General features: G+C 75.6%; 12 protein-coding genes. 10 read left to right on the top strand and 2 right to left on the bottom strand.

Annotated features, from left to right (window positions below; translation table 11 throughout):
- Positions 1-129: 129 nt before the first annotated feature.
- The 8 genes from ACHZ99_RS13680 to miaB all read left to right on the top strand — a co-directional run bounded on the left by ACHZ99_RS13680 (position 130) and on the right by miaB (position 13960).
- Positions 130-2088 (top strand): IucA/IucC family protein, encoded by a 1959-nt coding sequence (locus ACHZ99_RS13680; protein WP_420304800.1) that lies wholly within the window; start codon positions 130-132, stop codon positions 2086-2088.
- Between the two features lie 96 nt (positions 2089-2184).
- A complete protein-coding gene (locus ACHZ99_RS13675) occupies positions 2185-2862 on the top strand; it encodes a GNAT family N-acetyltransferase (protein WP_420304799.1) in 678 nt (225 codons plus the stop codon).
- A 29-nt stretch (positions 2863-2891) separates the two neighbouring features.
- Positions 2892-4700, top strand: a complete 1809-nt coding sequence (locus ACHZ99_RS13670) for an IucA/IucC family protein (protein ID WP_420304798.1) — start codon at positions 2892-2894, stop codon at positions 4698-4700.
- Positions 4701-4740: 40 nt separating this feature from the next.
- Positions 4741-6795, top strand: a complete 2055-nt coding sequence (locus ACHZ99_RS13665) for an ATP-dependent DNA helicase (protein ID WP_420304797.1) — start codon at positions 4741-4743, stop codon at positions 6793-6795.
- Positions 6796-6892: 97 nt separating this feature from the next.
- Positions 6893-9157 carry a RelA/SpoT family protein gene (locus tag ACHZ99_RS13660; protein ID WP_420304796.1) on the top strand — a complete coding sequence of 755 codons (2265 nt, stop codon included), beginning with the start codon at positions 6893-6895 and terminating at the stop codon, positions 9155-9157.
- Between the two features lie 57 nt (positions 9158-9214).
- On the top strand, positions 9215-10714 hold the full coding sequence (locus tag ACHZ99_RS13655; protein WP_420304795.1) for a M1 family metallopeptidase: 1500 nt from the start codon (positions 9215-9217) through the stop codon (positions 10712-10714).
- Positions 10715-10872: 158 nt separating this feature from the next.
- Positions 10873-12369, top strand: a complete 1497-nt coding sequence (gene hflX / locus ACHZ99_RS13650; RefSeq protein WP_420304794.1) for a GTPase HflX — start codon at positions 10873-10875, stop codon at positions 12367-12369.
- An 85-nt stretch (positions 12370-12454) separates the two neighbouring features.
- On the top strand, positions 12455-13960 hold the full coding sequence (gene miaB, locus ACHZ99_RS13645) for a tRNA (N6-isopentenyl adenosine(37)-C2)-methylthiotransferase MiaB (protein ID WP_420304793.1): 1506 nt from the start codon (positions 12455-12457) through the stop codon (positions 13958-13960).
- 67 nt (positions 13961-14027) lie between these two features.
- Here the strand turns inward: miaB and ACHZ99_RS13640 are convergent, their stop codons facing one another.
- Positions 14028-15212, bottom strand: a complete 1185-nt coding sequence (locus ACHZ99_RS13640) for an epoxide hydrolase family protein (RefSeq protein WP_420304792.1) — start codon at positions 15210-15212, stop codon at positions 14028-14030.
- Positions 15213-15294: 82 nt separating this feature from the next.
- Between ACHZ99_RS13640 and ACHZ99_RS13635 the strand changes: the two genes are divergently transcribed.
- Entirely contained in the window at positions 15295-16275 is a 981-nt protein-coding gene (locus ACHZ99_RS13635) for a helix-turn-helix transcriptional regulator (RefSeq protein WP_420304791.1), read from the top strand.
- Positions 16276-16367: 92 nt separating this feature from the next.
- Positions 16368-17096 carry a class III extradiol dioxygenase subunit B-like domain-containing protein gene (locus ACHZ99_RS13630; protein WP_420304790.1) on the top strand — a complete coding sequence of 243 codons (729 nt, stop codon included), beginning with the start codon at positions 16368-16370 and terminating at the stop codon, positions 17094-17096.
- Positions 17097-17160: 64 nt separating this feature from the next.
- On the opposite strand, the gene ACHZ99_RS13625 is transcribed toward ACHZ99_RS13630, so the two are convergent.
- Positions 17161-17397, bottom strand: coding sequence for a hypothetical protein (locus tag ACHZ99_RS13625; protein WP_420304789.1), 237 nt, complete (start codon positions 17395-17397; stop codon positions 17161-17163).
- Between the last annotated feature and the right edge of the window lie 134 nt (positions 17398-17531).

Here is a 17531-nt window from a genome sequence, read left to right as displayed (position 1 = left end):
GGCTCCCACGGGCCCCGTGGTTCCCGCCCGGCCAAGGATCTTGCCGGCGGCCGTGTTCCGGCGGCGGGTGGGTCGTTGGTAGTGCGGGGGATGCAGACCCGTACGCGACCCATCCCGAGGTGCACGTCTGTGAACGCGAAGCCCGCCGGCGACGAACTCCCGGCCGACAGCGGCCGGTCCCCGGTGCACCGGCGGCCGGCCCGGCTCATCGGGCCCGCCGTGCCCCGCCAGGACCGGCGGGGCACCGAGGCCGGCGGCGGGCGGCCCGCGCCGGACCCGCTGGAGCATCCGGACGCCCGGGTCGCCGCCGACGCGGCCGCCGCCGAGAACCTGCTGCGCTGCTGGGTGCGGGAGCAGGGCGTGGCGGCGCCGGAGAACGGCACCCTGCGGCTGCTGCTGCCCGCCAGCGGGGCGTGCCTGCGCGTCCCCGTGCGGTACTGGTCGGCGGCCGGCTGGCACCGCTTCGGGCGGCCCGTGCTGCACGGCGCCCCCGTGGACGCGCCGCCGGTGGACGCCGTGACGCTGGCGTCGCTGCTGGGCCGGGAGGCGGCGTACGCGGCCGCGCGGGCGGGCGGCGCCGGCGGGACGCGCGGCCGCACCGCCCCCGGCCCGTCCGGCGGGGGTGCCGACCTCGTGGGCCGGGTCGCCGACTCGGTGCGCCACACCGCGGTGTTCCTCGCCGCCCGCCGCGCGGAGCCGACGCCCGCGACCGCCGACCCGTTCCTGGCCGGCGAGCAGTCCCTGCTCCTCGGCCATCCCCTGCATCCCACGCCCAAGAGCCGCGAGGGGCTGTCGGAGGCCGAGTCCCGGCGCTACTCGCCGGAGCTGCGCGGCAGCTTCCCGCTGCACTGGCTGGCCGTCCACGACGGCGTCCTCGCCGGCGACTCGGCGTGGACCGAGCGGGGCAGGGGCGTACCCGCGCGCGAGCTGGCCGCCCGGCTGGCGGGCCCCGGACTGCGGGTGCCGCCGGGCTGCACGCCGCTGCCGGTGCACCCGTGGCAGGCCCGGGAGCTGCGCGAACGCCCCGACGCCGGGGCGCTGTTCGACGCCGGTCTGGTGCGCGACCTGGGCCCGTACGGCGATCCCTGGCACCCGACCGCCTCGGTGCGGACCCTGTACCGCCCGGGCGCCCCCGCGATGCTGAAGCTGTCGCTCGGCGTCCGGATCACCAACTCGCGCCGCGAGAACCTCCGCAAGGAGCTGCACCGCGGCACGGAGGTGCACCGGCTGCTGCGCTCCGGCCTGGGCAAGGAGTGGCAGGCGGCCTTCCCCGGCGGCCTGCCGGGCGCGCCGGGTTTCGACGTCGTACGCGATCCGGCGTGGCTGGCCGTCGACACCCCGGAAGGCGAGCCCGTCGCGGGTCTGGACGCGGTCGTACGGCACCAGCCGTTCGGGGCGGGGGACGACGCGGTGTGCGTCGCGGCGCTGACGTCGCCGGTGCCCCGGTCGCCGGCGGGCGCGATGCGCTCGCGGCTGGAGGACGTCGTCGAGGAGCTCGCCGGCCGCACCGGGCGGAGGACGTCCGCGGTGGCCGCCGAGTGGTTCCTGCGCTATCTGGAGGTGGTCGTACGGCCCGTGATGTGGCTGGACTCCGAGGCGGGCGTGGCGCTTGAGGCGCACCAGCAGAACACCGTGCTGCTGCTCGACCGGGACGGCTGGCCGGCCGGCGGCCGCTACCGGGACAACCAGGGGTACTACTTCCGCGAGTCCCACCGCGCCGCCCTGGACCGCCGGCTGCCGGGGCTGGGCGCCGCCAGCGACACGTTCGTCCCGGACGACGTGACCGACGAGCGCTTCGCGTACTACGTCGGCGTCAACAACGTCCTCGGCCTGGTCGGCGCGTTCGGCGCGGCGGGGCTCGTCGACGAGCGCGTGCTCCTCGCCGCCTTCCGCCGCTTCCTGGAGCAGTCCGCCGCGGGCGGCGGCCCGGACGGGGGCCGGAGCGCGCTTGCCGAGCGGCTGCTCGGCGGCGGGACGCTGCGCTGCAAGGCCAACCTGCTGACCCGGGTGCACGGCCTGGACGAGCTGGTCGGCCCGGTGGACACGCAGTCCGTGTACGTCACCGTCCCCAACCCGCTGTCCCCCTGACCGCCCCCGCTCCCCCGCCGCACGGATGACGCGCGGCCTCCGTACGACGACGTGGACGACGAGACGAGAAGACGACAAGACGAGAAAGAGGCTCCCGTGCCCCCCGATCCCCCGGCCCCCGCCAGGCCCCCGGAGCTGCTCCCCGACGACACCATCGACTTCGGCGTCGGCCTCGCGCGGCTTCTCCGGGAGGAAGCCGCCCGGCCCGCCGCCCCGTACCCCGTCGCCGGCTGGCCGTCCGCCGAAACCCCCGCCGGCCCGTTCCGCCTCGAACCCGTCGACCCCGGCGACGCCCGGCGCGACGTGGCGCTGCTGCACCGGTGGATGAACGACCCCGCCGTGGCCGCGTTCTGGAAGCTCGACGGCCCCGTGGAGGTCACCGCGCGGCACGTGCGCGCGCAGTGCGGCACGGGGCACAGCGTGCCCTGTTTCGGCGTGCTCGGCGGGGTGCGGATGAGCTACTTCGAGCTGTACCGCGCCGACCTCGACCCCCTCGCCCGCCACTACCGCGCGCGCCCGTACGACACGGGTGTCCATCTGCTCGTCGGCGACGGCGCCGACCGGGGCCGCGGCCTGGGCAGCCTGCTGATCCGCGCGGTCAGCGACCTCGTGTTCGACAACGCCCCGCCGTGCGCGCGCGTGCTCGCGGAGCCGGACGTGCACAACGTGCCGTCGGTCGCCGCGTTCCTGAACGCCGGTTTCCACTTCCGGGCGGAGCTGGCCCTGCCCGACAAGCGGGCGGCGCTGATGGTCCGCGAGCGCCCGCTGTCCTAGTTACGGAGAACGGAGAGGAGCCCACGCCCTTGTCCGACGCCGCGAACACCACCACCCACGGAACCGACTGGGATCCGGCCGCCCGCCGGCTGCTGGCCAAGATGCTCGGCGAGTTCGCCTACGAGGGCATAGTCGAGCCGGAGCCGGAACCCGGCTCCGCCCCCGCCCCCGGACCCGCGCCCGGCGACACCGCCCCGCGCCCCTACCGCCTGGCCGTCGCCGACGACGTCACGTACCGCTTCACCGCCCGCCGCGGCTCGTACGGCCACTGGCGCGTCGACCCCGCCTCCCTCACCCCCGACGGCGACCCGCTGCGCTTCCTCGCCCGCGCCCACGACGGGCTCCTGCGGCTGGCCGGCGACACCACCGGCCACCTGATCCGCGAGCTGACCGCCACCCTCGCCGCCGACGTCCGCCTCGCCCGCGGCGCCCCGTCCGCCGCCCGCCTCGCCGACCTCGGCTACGCCGAGCTGGAGGGCCACCAGACCGGCCACCCGTGGCTCGTCGCCAACAAGGGCCGCGTCGGCTTCTCCGCGGCCGACGCCGCCGCCTACGCCCCCGAGGCCCGCGTCCCGCGGCGGCTGCCGTGGCTGGCGGTGCACCGCTCCCTCGCCGAGTACCGCGGGGTGCCCGCCCTGGCCCGCCCCGAGCAGCTGTACGCGGAGGAGCTGGGCGCGGACACGCGCGCGTCGTTCGCCGGCGCGGTCACCGCGGCCGGCCGGGACCCGGGCGCGTACCTGTGGCTGCCGGTGCACCCCTGGCAGTGGGACGAGACCGTCGCCACGCTCTACGCGCCGCAGGTCGCCGCCGGGCTGGTGATCCCGCTGCCGGCCGCCGGCGGCCCGCCCGACGTGTGGCTGCCGCAGCAGTCGGTCCGTACGTTCCTCAACCTCAGCCGCCCGCACGCGCGCTCCGTCAAGCTGCCGCTGTCCGTGCTCAACACCCTGGTCTGGCGCGGCCTGCCCACCGAGCGCACCCTCGCCGCCCCCGCGGTGACCCGCTGGGTGCACGGGCTGCGCGACGCCGACCCGTTCCTCGCCGGGGAGACGCGCGTGGTGCTGCTCGGCGAGACGGCGAGCGTGACGGTGCGGCATCCGCTCTACGACGCGCTGCCGGCCGTCCCGTACCAGTACCGCGAGCTGCTGGGCTGCATCTGGCGGGAGCCGATCGGCCCGCTGCTGGACGCCGGGGAGCGGGCCCGGACGCTGGCGGCGCTGCTGTGGACGGACGCCGGCGGGCGTTCGCTGACGGCGGAGCTGGTACGCCGGTCCGGGCTGGCGCCGGCGGCGTGGCTGGCGCGGCTCTTCGCCGCCCTGCTGCCGCCGCTGCTGCACTTCCTGTACCGCTACGGCACCGTCTTCTCGCCGCACGGCGAGAACGCCGTGGTGGTCTTCGACGGCGCGGACGTGCCGGTGCGGCTGGCGGTCAAGGACTTCGTCGACGACGTCAACGTCAGCGCCGAGCCGCTGCCCGAGCACGCCGGGATGCCGGACGACGTGCGCCGCACGCTGCTGACCGAGCCGCCGGAGTTCCTGCCGCAGTTCATCCACTCCGGGCTGTTCGTCGGCGTCTTCCGCTATCTGGCGCCGCTGTGCGCGGACGAGCTGGGCGTGCCGGAGGCGGAGTTCTTCGGCCTCGTACGGGCGGAGATCCTGCGCTACCAGCGGCGGTTCCCGGAGCTGGCGGACCGCTTCGCGCTCTTCGACCTGCTGGCGCCGCGCATCGGCCGGCTGTGCCTGAACCGCAACCGGCTCTACCTCGACGGCTACCGCGACCGGCCCCGGCGGCCGCACGCCGCCGTCGACGGCACCGTACCCAACCCCCTTCACCCGACGTGACGGCCGTCACTGTCGGTGCCGCCCCTTAGGGTGGCGAGCCATGGCAGACCAGAACGCCCTCGCGCCCACCGACGGCGACCCCCCCGACCACGACACCCCCGACGACCGCGGCGAGCTGCGCGGACTACTCCATGCGGCGGTGAGCGCCGTCGGCGGCGTGGAGCGGGAGGGCCAGGTGCGGATGGCCGAGGCGGTCGCGGCGGCGATCGAGGACGGCTCGCACCTCCTGGCGCAGGCCGGGACGGGGACCGGCAAGTCGCTGGGGTATCTGGTGCCCGCGCTCGCGCACGGCGGGCGGGTCGTGATCGCCACCGCGACGCTGGCGCTGCAACGGCAGCTCGTCGAGCGCGACCTGCCGCGCACGGTGGACGCGCTGCACCCGCGGCTGCGCCGCCGCCCCGAGTTCGCGACGCTGAAGGGCCGCTCGAACTACCTGTGTCTGCACCGGGTGCACGAGGGCGTGCCGCAGGACGACCCCGACCTGGGCTCCGGTCTCTTCGACCCGTTCGAGAGCGCCTCGTCGCAGCCGTCGAGCAAGCTCGGCCAGGATCTGCTGCGGCTGCGCGACTGGGCGGACGAGACGGAGAGCGGCGACCGGGACTCGCTGACGCCGGGCGTCTCGGACCGCGCCTGGTCGCAGGTGTCGGTGTCGGCCCGCGAGTGCCTGGGCGCCGCCCGCTGCGCGTACGGGCCGGAGTGCTTCGCGGAGGCGGCGCGCGAGCGGGCCAGGCTGGCGGAGGTGGTGGTCACGAACCACGCGCTGCTGGCCATCGACGCGCTGGAGGACGCCCCGGTGCTGCCGTCGCACGAGGTGCTGATCGTCGACGAGGCGCACGAGCTGATCTCCCGGGTCACCGGCGTGGCGACCGGCGAGCTGACGCCGGGCCGGGTCAACCGCGCGGTGCGGCTGTCGGCGAAGCTCGTCAACGAGCAGGCGGCGGACGCCCTGCAGTCGGCGGCCGAGAGCTTCGAGCGGCTGCTGGAGCTGGCGCTGCCGGGCCGGCTGGAGCCGGTCCCGGAGGACCTGGGGTACGCGCTGATGGCGCTGCGGGACGCCGCGCGTACGGTCATCTCCGCGCTGGGCGCCACGCGGGACGCCTCCGTGCCGGACGAGGACGCGGTGCGCCGCCTGGCGCTGGCCTCCGTGGAGAACGTGCAGGAGGTCGCCGAGCGGATCACGCAGGGCTCCGAGTTCGACGTGGTGTGGTTCGAGCGGCACGACCGCTTCGGGGCGTCGCTGCGGGTGGCGCCGCTTTCGGTGTCGGGGCTGGTGCGCGAGAAGGTGTTCAGCGACCGGTCGGTGACGCTCACCTCGGCGACGCTCAAGCTGGGCGGCGACTTCGCGGGGATCGGCGCCTCGCTGGGGCTGCCCCCGGAGGGCGGCGGCGGTGAGGAGGGCGCCCCGGTCTGGAAGGGCCTCGACGTCGGCTCCCCCTTCGAGTACCGCAGGCAGGGCATCCTGTACGTCGCGAAGCACCTGGAGCGCCCCGGCCGGGACGGTACGCGCAAGGACATGCTCGACGAGCTGGCGGAGCTGGTGGAGGCGGCCGGCGGGCGCACGCTGGGGCTCTTCTCCTCCAAGCGCGCGGCCGAGGCGGCGGCCACGGAGCTGCGCGCCCGGCTCGACGTGCCGGTGCTGCTCCAGGGCGAGGAGACGCTCGGCGAGCTGATCAAGCGCTTCGCGGCCGACGAGGAGACGTGCCTGTTCGGCAGCCTGTCGCTGTGGCAGGGCGTCGATGTGCCGGGCGCCGGCTGCCAGTTGGTCGTGATGGACCGCATCCCCTTCCCGCGCCCCGACGACCCGCTGGCCACCGCGCGGCAGGAGGCGGTGGAGAAGGCCGGCGGCAACGGCTTCATGGCGGTCGCGGCGACGCACGCCGCGCTGCTGATGGCGCAGGGCGCGGGCCGGCTGGTCCGGACGACGGCCGACCGCGGCGTCGTCGCCGTGCTCGACCCGCGGCTGGCCACGGCCCGTTACGGCGGCTATCTCCGCGCCTCCATGCCGGACTTCTGGTACACGACCGACCGCAACCAGGTGCGCCGTTCGCTGGCGTCGATCGACGCGACCGCGCGGTCCGATCGCTCGAAGGGGTGATCTGGACCACGCTGGGCGAGAGCCGTACAGCACTGCGTGATGGGCTCGGTAGCATCAAGTACCGGCACGGGAGCCGGTGAGCTGCCGGAGGTGCCGATTGAGCGCAGAGGTCCACAGTCCGGGCGATCCGGCGGGCGGCGCCCGCCGACGCGGCAGGGCCCGCCTCGATCTCCGCCGGCTGGGCCGCGTGGCCCTGCTGGGCGGCGCGTCGTCCCGCGGCGGCCTGCCGCACGCGCTGGAGCACGTGGCCAAGGCGCACCGCGGTTTCCACCCCGACGCGGACATCGCCGCGCTGCGCACGGCGTACCTGCTCGCCGAGGACGCGCACCGCGGCCAGACGCGCAAGAGCGGCGACCCGTACATCACGCACCCGCTGGCCGTCACCCTGATCCTCGCCGAACTGGGCGCCGAGACCACGACGTTGACGGCCTCGCTGCTCCACGACACCGTCGAGGACACCGAGGTGACGCTCGACCAGGTGCGGTCCGGCTTCGGCGAGGAGGTGGCGTACCTCGTCGACGGCGTCACCAAGCTGGAGAAGGTGGACTACGGCGCCGCCGCCGAGCCCGAGACGTTCCGCAAGATGCTGGTGGCGACGGGCAGCGACGTGCGGGTCATGTCGATCAAGCTGGCGGACCGGCTGCACAACATGCGCACGCTGGGCGTGATGCGGCGCGAGAAGCAGGTGCGCATCGCGAAGGTCACCCGCGACGTGCTGATCCCCCTGGCCGAGCGGCTCGGCGTGCAGGCGATCAAGACGGAGCTGGAGGACCTGGTCTTCGCCGTCCTGCACCCCGAGGACTACGCGCGCAGCCGCGAGCTGCTGCGCGCCCACGCCGGCCGGCCCGACCCGCTCCAGGAGACCGCGGCCGAGCTGCGCGAGGTGCTGCACGCCGCCGGCATCACCGCCGACGTCGCCATCCGGCCGCGGCACATCGTCTCGGTGCACCGCGCGCTGAAGAAGCGCGGGGAGCTGCGCGGTACGGACTTCGGCCGGCTGCTCGTGCTGGTCCCGGAGGCGGCCGACTGCTACGCGGTGCTGGGCGAGCTGCACACGTGCTTCACCCCCGTGCCCGCGGAGTTCAAGGACTTCATCGCGGTACCGAAGTTCAACCTCTACCAGTCGCTGCACACGGCCGTCGCGGACCAGCGCGGGTACGTCGTCGAGACGCTGGTACGCAGCCGCCAGATGCACCGCGTCGCCGAGGCCGGCGTGGTGGCGCTGACGAGCCCGCTGGCGCGGCCCGCGGCCGGTCAGGTCGGCGACTGGCTGAAGCGGCTGCTGGAGTGGCAGCGGTCCACACCCGACCCCGACGCGTTCTGGTCGGCTTTACGCGAGGACCTGGCCCCGGACCAGGAGATCACCGTCGTCTGCGACCCGGGCGGGCCGCTGGTGCTGCCCGCGGGCGCGAGTTGCGTGGACGCGGCGTACGCGGGGCACGGCGAGACGGCGCACACGCTGGTGGGCGCCCGCGTCAACGGGCGGCTGGCCGGCCTCGGGACGCGGCTGGCGGACGGCGACGCGCTGGCGCTGCTGCTGGCGCCGGAGGCGTCGGGCCCGGCGCCGGAGTGGCTGGACCACGCCCAGACGCCGGCGGCGCGGATCGCCATCACGCGCTGGCTGGCGGACCACCCGGCGGCGCACCCCGCCGACCCGGCGCCGCCCGGCGCCGCGCTTCCCGCGGCCCCGCCGCCCGCGCCCGGGTCGCCGGGCGGGAGCGCGGCGGACGGTGCGGAGGAACCCCCGCCCGCGGATCCGCCCGGCGGCGCTCCTGACGGCGCCCCCGACAGCGCTCCGGACGACCGCCGCGTCGGCCCCCACGACGCCCCGCACGACACCCTGCGCGACGACCTGCGCGCCGCCGAGCCCGCCGTCGCCGAGCTGCCGGACGCCACGCTCCGCCTCGCCCGCTGCTGTACGCCCGTGCCCCCCGACGCCGTCACCGGCTTCGTCGTCCGCGGCGGCGCCGTCGCGGTGCACCGGGTGGGGTGCGCCGCCGTCGCCCGGATGGCCACCGCCGGCCGCGCCGAGCTGCGCGTCCACTGGCGTACGGGCGAGGGCGCCCCGCCCGCCGCCCTGCGGGTGACGCTCCGGGCCGAGGCGTTCGTACGCGCCCACCTGCTCGCCGACCTCACCGAGGCCATCGCCGCCGCGGGCGTCGCCATCGTCGCCGCCGACGTCGAGCCGCCGCGCCAGCAGCGGGTGCGGCACACGTACACGCTCCAGCTCCCCGACCCGGCGGAGCTGCCGGGCCTGATGCGCGCGATGCGCCGGGTGCCCGGGGTGTACGACGTCTCCCGGGCCCAGCACCCGCCGGGGGCGGCGCGGCAGGCGCCCGGCCTGCGCGCCCGCACTCGTTAGAGTGCACCGCTGCCGCGTCGGCCCCGCGCGGCGCCGGCCCGCTGATAGCGGTAGCGCATGCTCCGCTCCGTCCGCCGGCGCCGCCCGGTGCGCCACGCCCTGCTCGCCGCCGTCGTCCTCGCCGTCCCCGCCACCCTCGCCGCGGCGCCCGCCGCCTCCACCGCGCCCGCCGCCCCCGCCGACCGGCCGCCGCCCCGCCCCGCCGGTATCGGCGACCCCCTCTTCCCGCACCTCGGCAACCCCGGCTACGACGTCCTCGGCTACGACATCGCGCTCACCTACCGCGGCCGCAACGACGTCCCCCTGACCGCCCGCACCGAGATCACCGCCCGCGTCACCGACCGGCTGTCCCGCGTCAACCTCGACTTCACCCACGGCACCGTCCGGGACGTCACCGTCAACGGCCGCCCCGCCGCACACGCCCGCGCCGGCGAGGACCTCGTCGTCACCCCCGCCCGCGCCCTCCACCCCGGCGAGCGGGTGCGCATCGCCGTACGGCACACCAGCGACCCCCGCGGCACGGGCGGCGGCTGGGTCCGTACCCGCGACGGGCTGGCGATGGCCAACCAGGCCGACGCCGCCCACCGCGTCTTCCCCGGCAACGACCACCCCGCCGACAAGGCCCGCTTCACCTTCCGCGTCACCGCCCCCGAGGACCTCACCGTCGTCGCCAACGGCCTGCGCCTCGGCCGCGAGCGCGGCGGCGCGCGCACCACGTGGACGTACCGCACCGCTCATCCCATGGCCACCGAGCTGGCCCAGGTGTCCATCGGCCGCTCCGCCGTGCTGTACGACACCGGCCCGCACGGGCTGCCGCTGCGCCACGTGGTGCCCGAGCGCGACCGGCGCGCCGCCCGCGCCGTCGTCGACCGCACGCCCGCGCACATCGCCTGGATGGAGCGGCGCGTGGGCCGCTATCCGCTGGCCACGTACGGCGTGCTGTCCGTGGACGCGCCGATGGGCTTCGCGCTGGAGACCCAGACCCTGTCGCTCTTCGGCCGCGACTTCCTGCGGGCCGTCGCCCGGAATCCGGAGCGCGGCGAGGGTGTGCTGGTGCACGAGCTGGCGCACCAGTGGTTCGGGAACAGCGTGACGCCGCGCCGGTGGTCGGACCTGTGGCTGAACGAGGGCCACGCCACCTGGTACGAGGCCCTCTTCACCGACGAGCGGCACGACCCCGGCAGCCTGGAGCGCCGGATGCGCCGCGCGTACGAGCAGTCCGACCGCTGGCGCGCCGACGGCGGCCCCCCGGCCGCGCCGCGGAAGCCCGCGGGCGGCGGGCAGCTGGAGCTGTTCCGGCCGGTGGTCTACGACGGCAGCGCGCTCGTGCTGTACGCGCTGCGCCAGGAGATCGGCGCGGCGGCGTTCGCGGAGCTGGAGCGGGCGTGGGTGACGCGCCACCGGGACGGCACCGCCGGCACCGCGGACTTCGTCGCCCTCGCCTCCGAGGTCGCGGGCCGCGACCTGGAGGGCTTCCTGCACCCCTGGCTGTACGGGGAGCGCACCCCGCCGATGCCGGGCCACCCGCGCTGGCAGGCGGCGGAGCCGGCGCGGTGAGGGGACGCGTACGCGGGGCGTACGGGCCGTAAAGCGGGTGACGCGCGTGCCACGGCGTGCGACCATCATGGATGCCGCGACGCCCGCCGTGCGGGGAATCCTCCCGGTGTGCGGGGCGTTGTCGGTAAGGCACATCTCCTCTCACAGACAAGGATCCGATGACTTCTCCCACCCACCTTCCCCAGGACGACCAGCGTCTTCCGGAAGGCCTGCGTGCCGACGCCCTCATGGAAGCCGAAGCCGCGTGGAGTCCCGGATCCGACGCAGCTCGCGACGGCGACCAGTTCGACCGGGAGGACCGCGCGGCGCTGCGCCGCGTGACCGGTCTGTCGACCGAGCTGGAGGACGTCACCGAGGTCGAGTACCGGCAGCTGCGGCTGGAGCGGGTCGTGCTCGTCGGCGTGTGGACCTCCGGTACGGCCCGGGACGCCGAGAACTCGCTCGCGGAGCTGGCCGCGCTCGCCGAGACGGCCGGCGCGGTCGTGCTCGACGGCGTGGTGCAGCGCCGCGACCGCCCCGACCCCGCGACGTACATCGGCTCCGGCAAGGCGCTGGAGCTGCGCGACCTCGTGATCGAGACCGCGGCCGACACGGTCGTCTGCGACGGTGAGCTGAGCCCCGGCCAGCTGATCCACCTCGAAGACGTGGTCAAGGTCAAGGTCGTGGACCGCACCGCGCTGATCCTCGACATCTTCGCCCAGCACGCCAAGTCCCGCGAGGGCAAGGCGCAGGTCGCGCTCGCGCAGATGCAGTACATGCTGCCGCGGCTGCGCGGCTGGGGCCAGTCGCTGTCCCGGCAGATGGGCGGCGGCGGCTCGGGCTCCGCGGGCGGCGGCATGGCCACCCGCGGGCCCGGCGAGACGAAGATCGAGACGGACCGGCGGCGCATCCGCGAGAAGATGGCGAAGCTCCGCCGCGAGATCGCGGCCATGAAGACCGGCCGGGACGTCAAGCGGCAGGAGCGCAAGCGCCACCACGTGCCGTCGGTCGCCATTGCGGGCTATACGAACGCGGGCAAGTCCTCGCTGCTCAACCGGCTGACGGGCGCGGGCGTGCTGGTGGAGAACGCACTGTTCGCCACCCTCGACCCGACCGTCCGCCGCGCCGAGACGCCCAGCGGGCGGCTGTACACGCTGGCGGACACCGTCGGCTTCGTACGGCACCTGCCGCACCACCTCGTCGAGGCGTTCCGCTCCACGATGGAGGAGGTCGGCGACGCCGACCTGATCCTGCACGTGGTCGACGGCTCGCACCCGGCGCCCGAGGAGCAGCTCGTGAGCGTGCGCGAGGTGATCCGCGACGTGGACGCGACGTCCGTGCCCGAGATCGTCGTGATCAACAAGGCGGACATCGCCGAGCCGGACGTGCTGCGCCGGCTGCTGCGCATGGAGCCGCGGGCGATCGCGGTCTCGGCCGCGACCGGCGACGGCGTCGAGGAGCTGAAGGCGCTCATCGACGTCGAGCTGCCGCGCCCGCAGGTGCAGATCGAGGCCGAGGTGCCGTACACCAAGGGCGCGCTCGTCTCCCGGGTGCACTCCGAGGGCGAGGTGCTCGTCGAGGAGCACACGGCCGCGGGCACGCTGCTCAAGGCCCTGGTGCACGAGGAGCTGGCCGCCGAGCTGAGGCGGTACGCCCCCGCGGGACAGGCCGGCTGAGGCGGCCGCCGAAGCCGTAGACTGACGGACGGGCCGCAGCGGCGGCCCGTCCGGAACCCCCGTCGCCGTTTGGATGATCGCTGGCATGCCCGAGGAAGTCGCACAGCCGCGCACGTACGAGGTCAGGACGTTCGGTTGCCAGATGAACGTCCATGACAGCGAACGGATGTCCGGGCTGCTGGAACAGGCCGGCTACGTCCGCGCGGAGCCGGGTTCCGGCACCACCGCCGACGTCGTCGTGTTCAACACCTGTGCGGTGCGCGAGAACGCCGACAACCGGCTGTACGGCAACCTCGGGCAGCTCGCCCCGCAGAAGGCCGCCAAGCCCGGCATGCAGATCGCGGTCGGCGGCTGCCTGGCGCAGAAGGACCGCGACACGATCGTGCGCCGCGCCCCGTACGTCGACGTCGTCTTCGGCACGCACAACGTCGGCAAGCTGCCGGTGCTGCTGGAGCGCGCGCGGGTGGCCCGGGAGGCGCAGGTCGAGATCGCCGAGTCGCTGGAGGCGTTCCCCTCCACGCTGCCGACGCGGCGGGAGAGCCCGTACGCCGCGTGGGTCTCGGTCTCCGTCGGGTGCAACAACACCTGCACGTTCTGCATCGTCCCCGCGCTGCGCGGCAAGGAGAAGGACCGCCGCAGCGGCGACATCCTCGCCGAGGTCGAGGCGCTGGTCGCGGAGGGCGTCAGCGAGATCACGCTGCTGGGGCAGAACGTCAACGCGTACGGGTCCGACATCGGCGACCGGCAGGCGTTCGGCAAGCTGCTGCGGGCCTGCGGCCGGATCGAGGGACTGGAGCGGGTGCGCTTCACCTCGCCGCACCCGCGGGACTTCACGGACGACGTGATCGAGGCGATGGCCGAGACGCCGAACGTGATGCCGCAGCTGCACATGCCGTTGCAGTCCGGCTCGGACGCGGTGCTGCGCGCGATGCGGCGCTCGTACCGGCAGGAGCGGTATCTGGGGATCATCGGGAAGGTGCGGGCCGCGATCCCGGACGCGGCGATCACCACCGACATCATCGTGGGCTTCCCCGGCGAGACCGAGGCGGACTTCGAGGAGACGCTGCACGTGGTGCGCGAGGCGCGCTTCGCGCAGGCGTTCACCTTCCAGTACTCCAAGCGGCCGGGGACGCCGGCGGCCGAGATGGCCGGGCAGGTGCCGAAGGCGGTCGTGCAGGAGCGGTACGAGCGGCTGGTGGCCCTCCAGGAGGACATCTCCTGGGGCGAGAACAAGAAGCAGGTCGGCCGGGTCCTGGAGGTCATGGTCGCGGAGGGCGAGGGCCGCAAGGACGGCGCCACCCGGCGGCTGTCCGGCCGGGCGCCCGACAACCGGCTGGTGCACTTCGCGCGGCCGGAGGAGCCGGTGCGGCCGGGCGACATGGCGACGGTCGAGATCACGTACGCGGCCCCCCACCACCTGCTGGCCGAGGCCCCGCCGCGGGCGGTGCGGCGGACCCGCTCCGGCGACGCCTGGGCGGCCCGCCAGGAGGGCGGGCCGGCGGCGGGCGACGGCAAGGGTGTGCTGCTGGGGCTGCCGAAGGTGGGCGTCCCGGAGCCGCTGCCGGCGGCGGAGGGCTGCGCGGCGCACTGACCGGCCCCACCGCGTCCGGCGCGGGCCCCGGTCGACCGCCGGGGCCCGCGCCGTCATCCCGGGTCGCTCACGCGGCGCCGGCGCGGGGGCCGGCGGCGTAGAAGGCGCGGAGTTCGGCGGCCAGCACGTCGGGCACCTCGATCGAGGCGAAGTGGCCGCCGCGCGGCTGTTCGGTCCAGGAGACGATGTCGGTGTTGTCGCGCTCCGCGAAGGGCCGCATGGACCTGAAGTCGTCGGCGAAGACCGTGACGCCGATCGGGCCGTGGTTGACGCGCTGGTCGACCGCCCGTTCGGCGTGGTGGTAGCGGACCGCGCCGGCGGAGGTGTTGGTCAGCCAGTAGAGGCTGACCTGGGTGAGGATCTGGTCGCGGGTGAGCAGGCTGGTGCCGTTGCCGAAGTTCTCGAACAGCTCGTTGTACGCGAGTTGTCCCACCGGCGAGTCGCTGAGGGCCGCCGCGATGGTCTGCGGGCGGGAGGCGTTCATCCCGGCGAAGCCGTTGACGGTGCTGAACCAGCCGGCGAACTCCAGCGCCGCGTGGTCGGCGGGGGTCATCTTCTCGAACTCGGCGGGGTCGCCCGAGGGGAAGGAGAACAGCTGCAGGACGTGGGCGCCGAGGAAGCCCTCGGGGTTCAGCATGGCCAGCTCACGGGAGACCATGGCGCCGGTGTCCGAGCCGTGGGCGCCGTACGACCGGTAGCCCAGGGTGCGCATCAGGGTGTCGAAGGTGCGCGCCACCCGCTCCATGGTCCAGCCGCCCTCGGCCACGGGGGTGCTGAAGCCCATGCCGGGCAGGCTGGGGATGACGACGTGGAACGCCTCGTCGGCCCGGCCGCCGTGCGCCTCGGGGTCGGTGAGGGGGCCGATCATGTCGAGGAAGTCGGCGAACGAGCCCGGGTAGGTGTGCGTGAGCAGCAGCGGGGTGGCGTCCCGGTGCGCCGAGCGGACGTGCAGGAAGTGGATGGTCTGTCCGTCGATCTCGGTAAGAAAGTGCGGAAAGGCGTTCATCCGCGCCTCCTGCGCCCGCCAGTCGAAGGACGTGCGCCAGTACTCGACCATGTCGCGCAGGTACGCCACCGGGGTCCCCTGCGCCCAGTCGTCGCCGGGCGCCGCGGCCGGGAAGCGGGTGCCGGCGAGGCGGCGGTCGAGGTCGTCGAGATCCGGCTGCGGGATGGCGATCTCGAACGGGCGGACGGCCGGCCCGGCGGCGGTGATCTCGGTGTTCTCGCTGGTCTGAGCGTTTTCGAAGGTCATGCGGCTAAGGTAGGAGGGGTTCCGGCAGGCTTCGTTCCGGAATTCTCCGGTCTGCTGAAATCTTTTTTCCTGTGGGGGCGGGATGCTCGAAACGTCGGCCCGGCTGCTGGCCGTTCTCGGGCTGCTCCAGACCCGCGGCACCTGGCCGGGCGCGGACCTCGCCGCGCGGGTCGACGTGGGCGAGCGGACGCTGCGCAAGGACATCGAGCGGCTGCGCGAGCTGGGCTACCCGATCGACTCCGTCCGCGGCCCGGCCGGCGGCTACCGCCTCGGCGAGCACGGCCGGCTGCCGCCGCTGCTGCTGGACGACCAGGAGGCCGTCGCCGTCGCGGTGGGCCTCGGCACGGTGCGTACGGTGCGCGGGGTGGAGGAGGCCAGCACGACGGCGCTGGGCAAGCTGGAGCACGTCCTGCCCGACCGGCTGCGGCGCCGGGTCCGCGCGCTGCACGACAGCACCGACGTGGGCCCCGCCGACACCGCCACCAACGTCGAGGCGCCGCCGGTCGACACCGGCCTGCTGGCCGAGCTGGCGGCGGCCGTCCGCGACCACCGGGGGATCAGGTTCCGCTACGGCGCCGGGGAAGAGCCGGCGGAGGCGGACCCGTACCGCCTGGTGAGCTGGCAGCAGCGCTGGTACGTGGTGGCCCGGCAGCGCCCGTCCGGCGGATGGCGCGCCTACCGCGCCGACTGGATCACCCTGCGCACCCCCGGCGGCGCCCGCTTCAGCCCCGAGCCGCTCGACGGCGGCGACTACGCCGCGTTCGTGCTGCGCGACGTCGCCTCGACGGGGTGGAAGGTGCACGCCCGCATCGCCGTCGACGCGCCGGCCGCCGACGTGCTGGCCCGGATCAACCCGGCCGTGGGGGTGGTCGAGACCGTCGACGAATCCCACTCGGTCCTGGTCACCGGCGCCGACAGCCTGGAGACCGTCGCGGTCTGGATCGGCATGCTCGGCTTCGACTTCCACGTCGGCGAGCCGCCGGAGCTGGTCGCGCACCTGCGGGCGCTCGGCCGCCGGTACCTCCGGTCGGACCCGTCGGGAGGCACCGGCGGCCCGGCGTGAGCGGAAGTCCGGCGTGAGCGGGAGCCCGGCGTGACCGGCGGCCGCGCGGGCGGCGGGCGCCGGAGGGCGGCGGTCCGGCTAGGCTGCGGCTCATGCTCGTCGCCGCCGCCTGCTGCCCGTGTCCGCCCCTGCTGGTGCCCGAGGTGGCCTCCGGGGCCGCCGCCGAGCTGGAGGGCCTCAGAGCGGCGTGTATGGACGCCGTGGGGGTGCTGGCGGCGGCGCGGCCGGACGTGCTGGTCGTGGTCGGGCCCGCGGAGCAGGCCGGGCGGGGGCCGCACCCGCGGGGGGCGCGGGGGTCGTTCCGGGGCTTCGGCGTGGACCTCGGCGTACGGCTCGGGGCGGCGGGCGGCGCGGAGCCGGAGCCGGATCCCGGCGAACGGGAGCTGCCGCCGTCGCTGGCGGTGGGTGCCTGGCTGCTGGAGCGGGCGGAGTGGAACGGCACGCCCGTGGAGGGGCTGGGCGTCGGTGAGCCGCTGCCGGGCGCCCGCTGCGCCGAGGTGGGCCGGGAGATCGCCGCGGCGGCGGGGCGGGTGGCGCTGCTGGTCATGGGCGACGGCAGCGCCCGCCGCGGCCCGAAGGCCCCCGGCTACCACGACGAGCGCGCCGCCGGCTTCGACGCGGAGGCCGCCCGCGCCCTCGGCGCGGCGGACACGGCGGCGCTGGCGGCCCTGGACGCGGAGCTGGCCGCCGGCCTCCAGGCCACGGGCCGCGCCTGCTGGCAGGTCGCCGCGGGCGCCGCCGAGAACGCCGGCCTGCGCGGCGCGCTGCTGTACGAGGAGGCCCCGTACGGCGTGGGCTACTTCGTGGCCACCTGGTCCTGACCGCCGGAGGGTCCCCGGCCCGGAGGCCGCGGCCCCGCCCGGGGCCGCGCGCCTCCCGGCGGGCCTACCTGCGGGCCTCGTCGCCCGCGTCGCTGTCCGCGGCCCCCTCGGCCGACTGCTGCTTCGGAATCCCCGCGGCACCCGCGGCCTCCTGTTCCCCGCCGGTCTCCGGCCGCGCCGGGGCCGTCACGGCCGCCCCGGCGGGAGCGGCCTCCGGTTCGGCGGCCGGGGCCTGCTCCCGCGCGGCCTGCCCCTCCCCGCTCGTCCCGCCGCGACGAAGAAGCCTGGCAAAAACGCCCATTTCTACTCCATAACTGACTCGTGAGGGCGAAATCCCGCGCCCGTCCGGAGCGGCTCATTGCGCCACCCCGGGCGCCCGGTCCGTAAACCGGCGTTCGGAACCTCGGAACGGCAAACGACCCCGCGCGCTCCGCG

Source organism: Streptomyces sp. MAR4 CNX-425 (genome assembly GCF_048656465.1).
GTDB lineage: Bacteria > Actinomycetota > Actinomycetes > Streptomycetales > Streptomycetaceae > Streptomyces.
Note: the sequence above shows the minus strand (reverse complement) of the source record. Positions and strands in the feature narration are given on the sequence as shown.

Bases quoted from the DNA above. Each gene is read 5' to 3' on its own strand.
- ACHZ99_RS13630 (WP_420304790.1), top strand. From the start codon at position 16,368: ATGCTCGTCGCCGCCGCCTGCTGCCCGTGTCCGCCCCTGCTGGTGCCC.
- miaB (WP_420304793.1), top strand. From the start codon at position 12,455: ATGCCCGAGGAAGTCGCACAGCCGCGCACGTACGAGGTCAGGACGTTC.
- ACHZ99_RS13655 (WP_420304795.1), top strand. From the start codon at position 9,215: ATGCTCCGCTCCGTCCGCCGGCGCCGCCCGGTGCGCCACGCCCTGCTC.
- ACHZ99_RS13640 (WP_420304792.1), bottom strand. From the start codon at position 15,212: ATGACCTTCGAAAACGCTCAGACCAGCGAGAACACCGAGATCACCGCC.
- hflX (WP_420304794.1), top strand. From the start codon at position 10,873: ATGACTTCTCCCACCCACCTTCCCCAGGACGACCAGCGTCTTCCGGAA.
- ACHZ99_RS13665 (WP_420304797.1), top strand. From the start codon at position 4,741: ATGGCAGACCAGAACGCCCTCGCGCCCACCGACGGCGACCCCCCCGAC.
- ACHZ99_RS13635 (WP_420304791.1), top strand. From the start codon at position 15,295: ATGCTCGAAACGTCGGCCCGGCTGCTGGCCGTTCTCGGGCTGCTCCAG.
- ACHZ99_RS13625 (WP_420304789.1), bottom strand. From the start codon at position 17,397: ATGGGCGTTTTTGCCAGGCTTCTTCGTCGCGGCGGGACGAGCGGGGAG.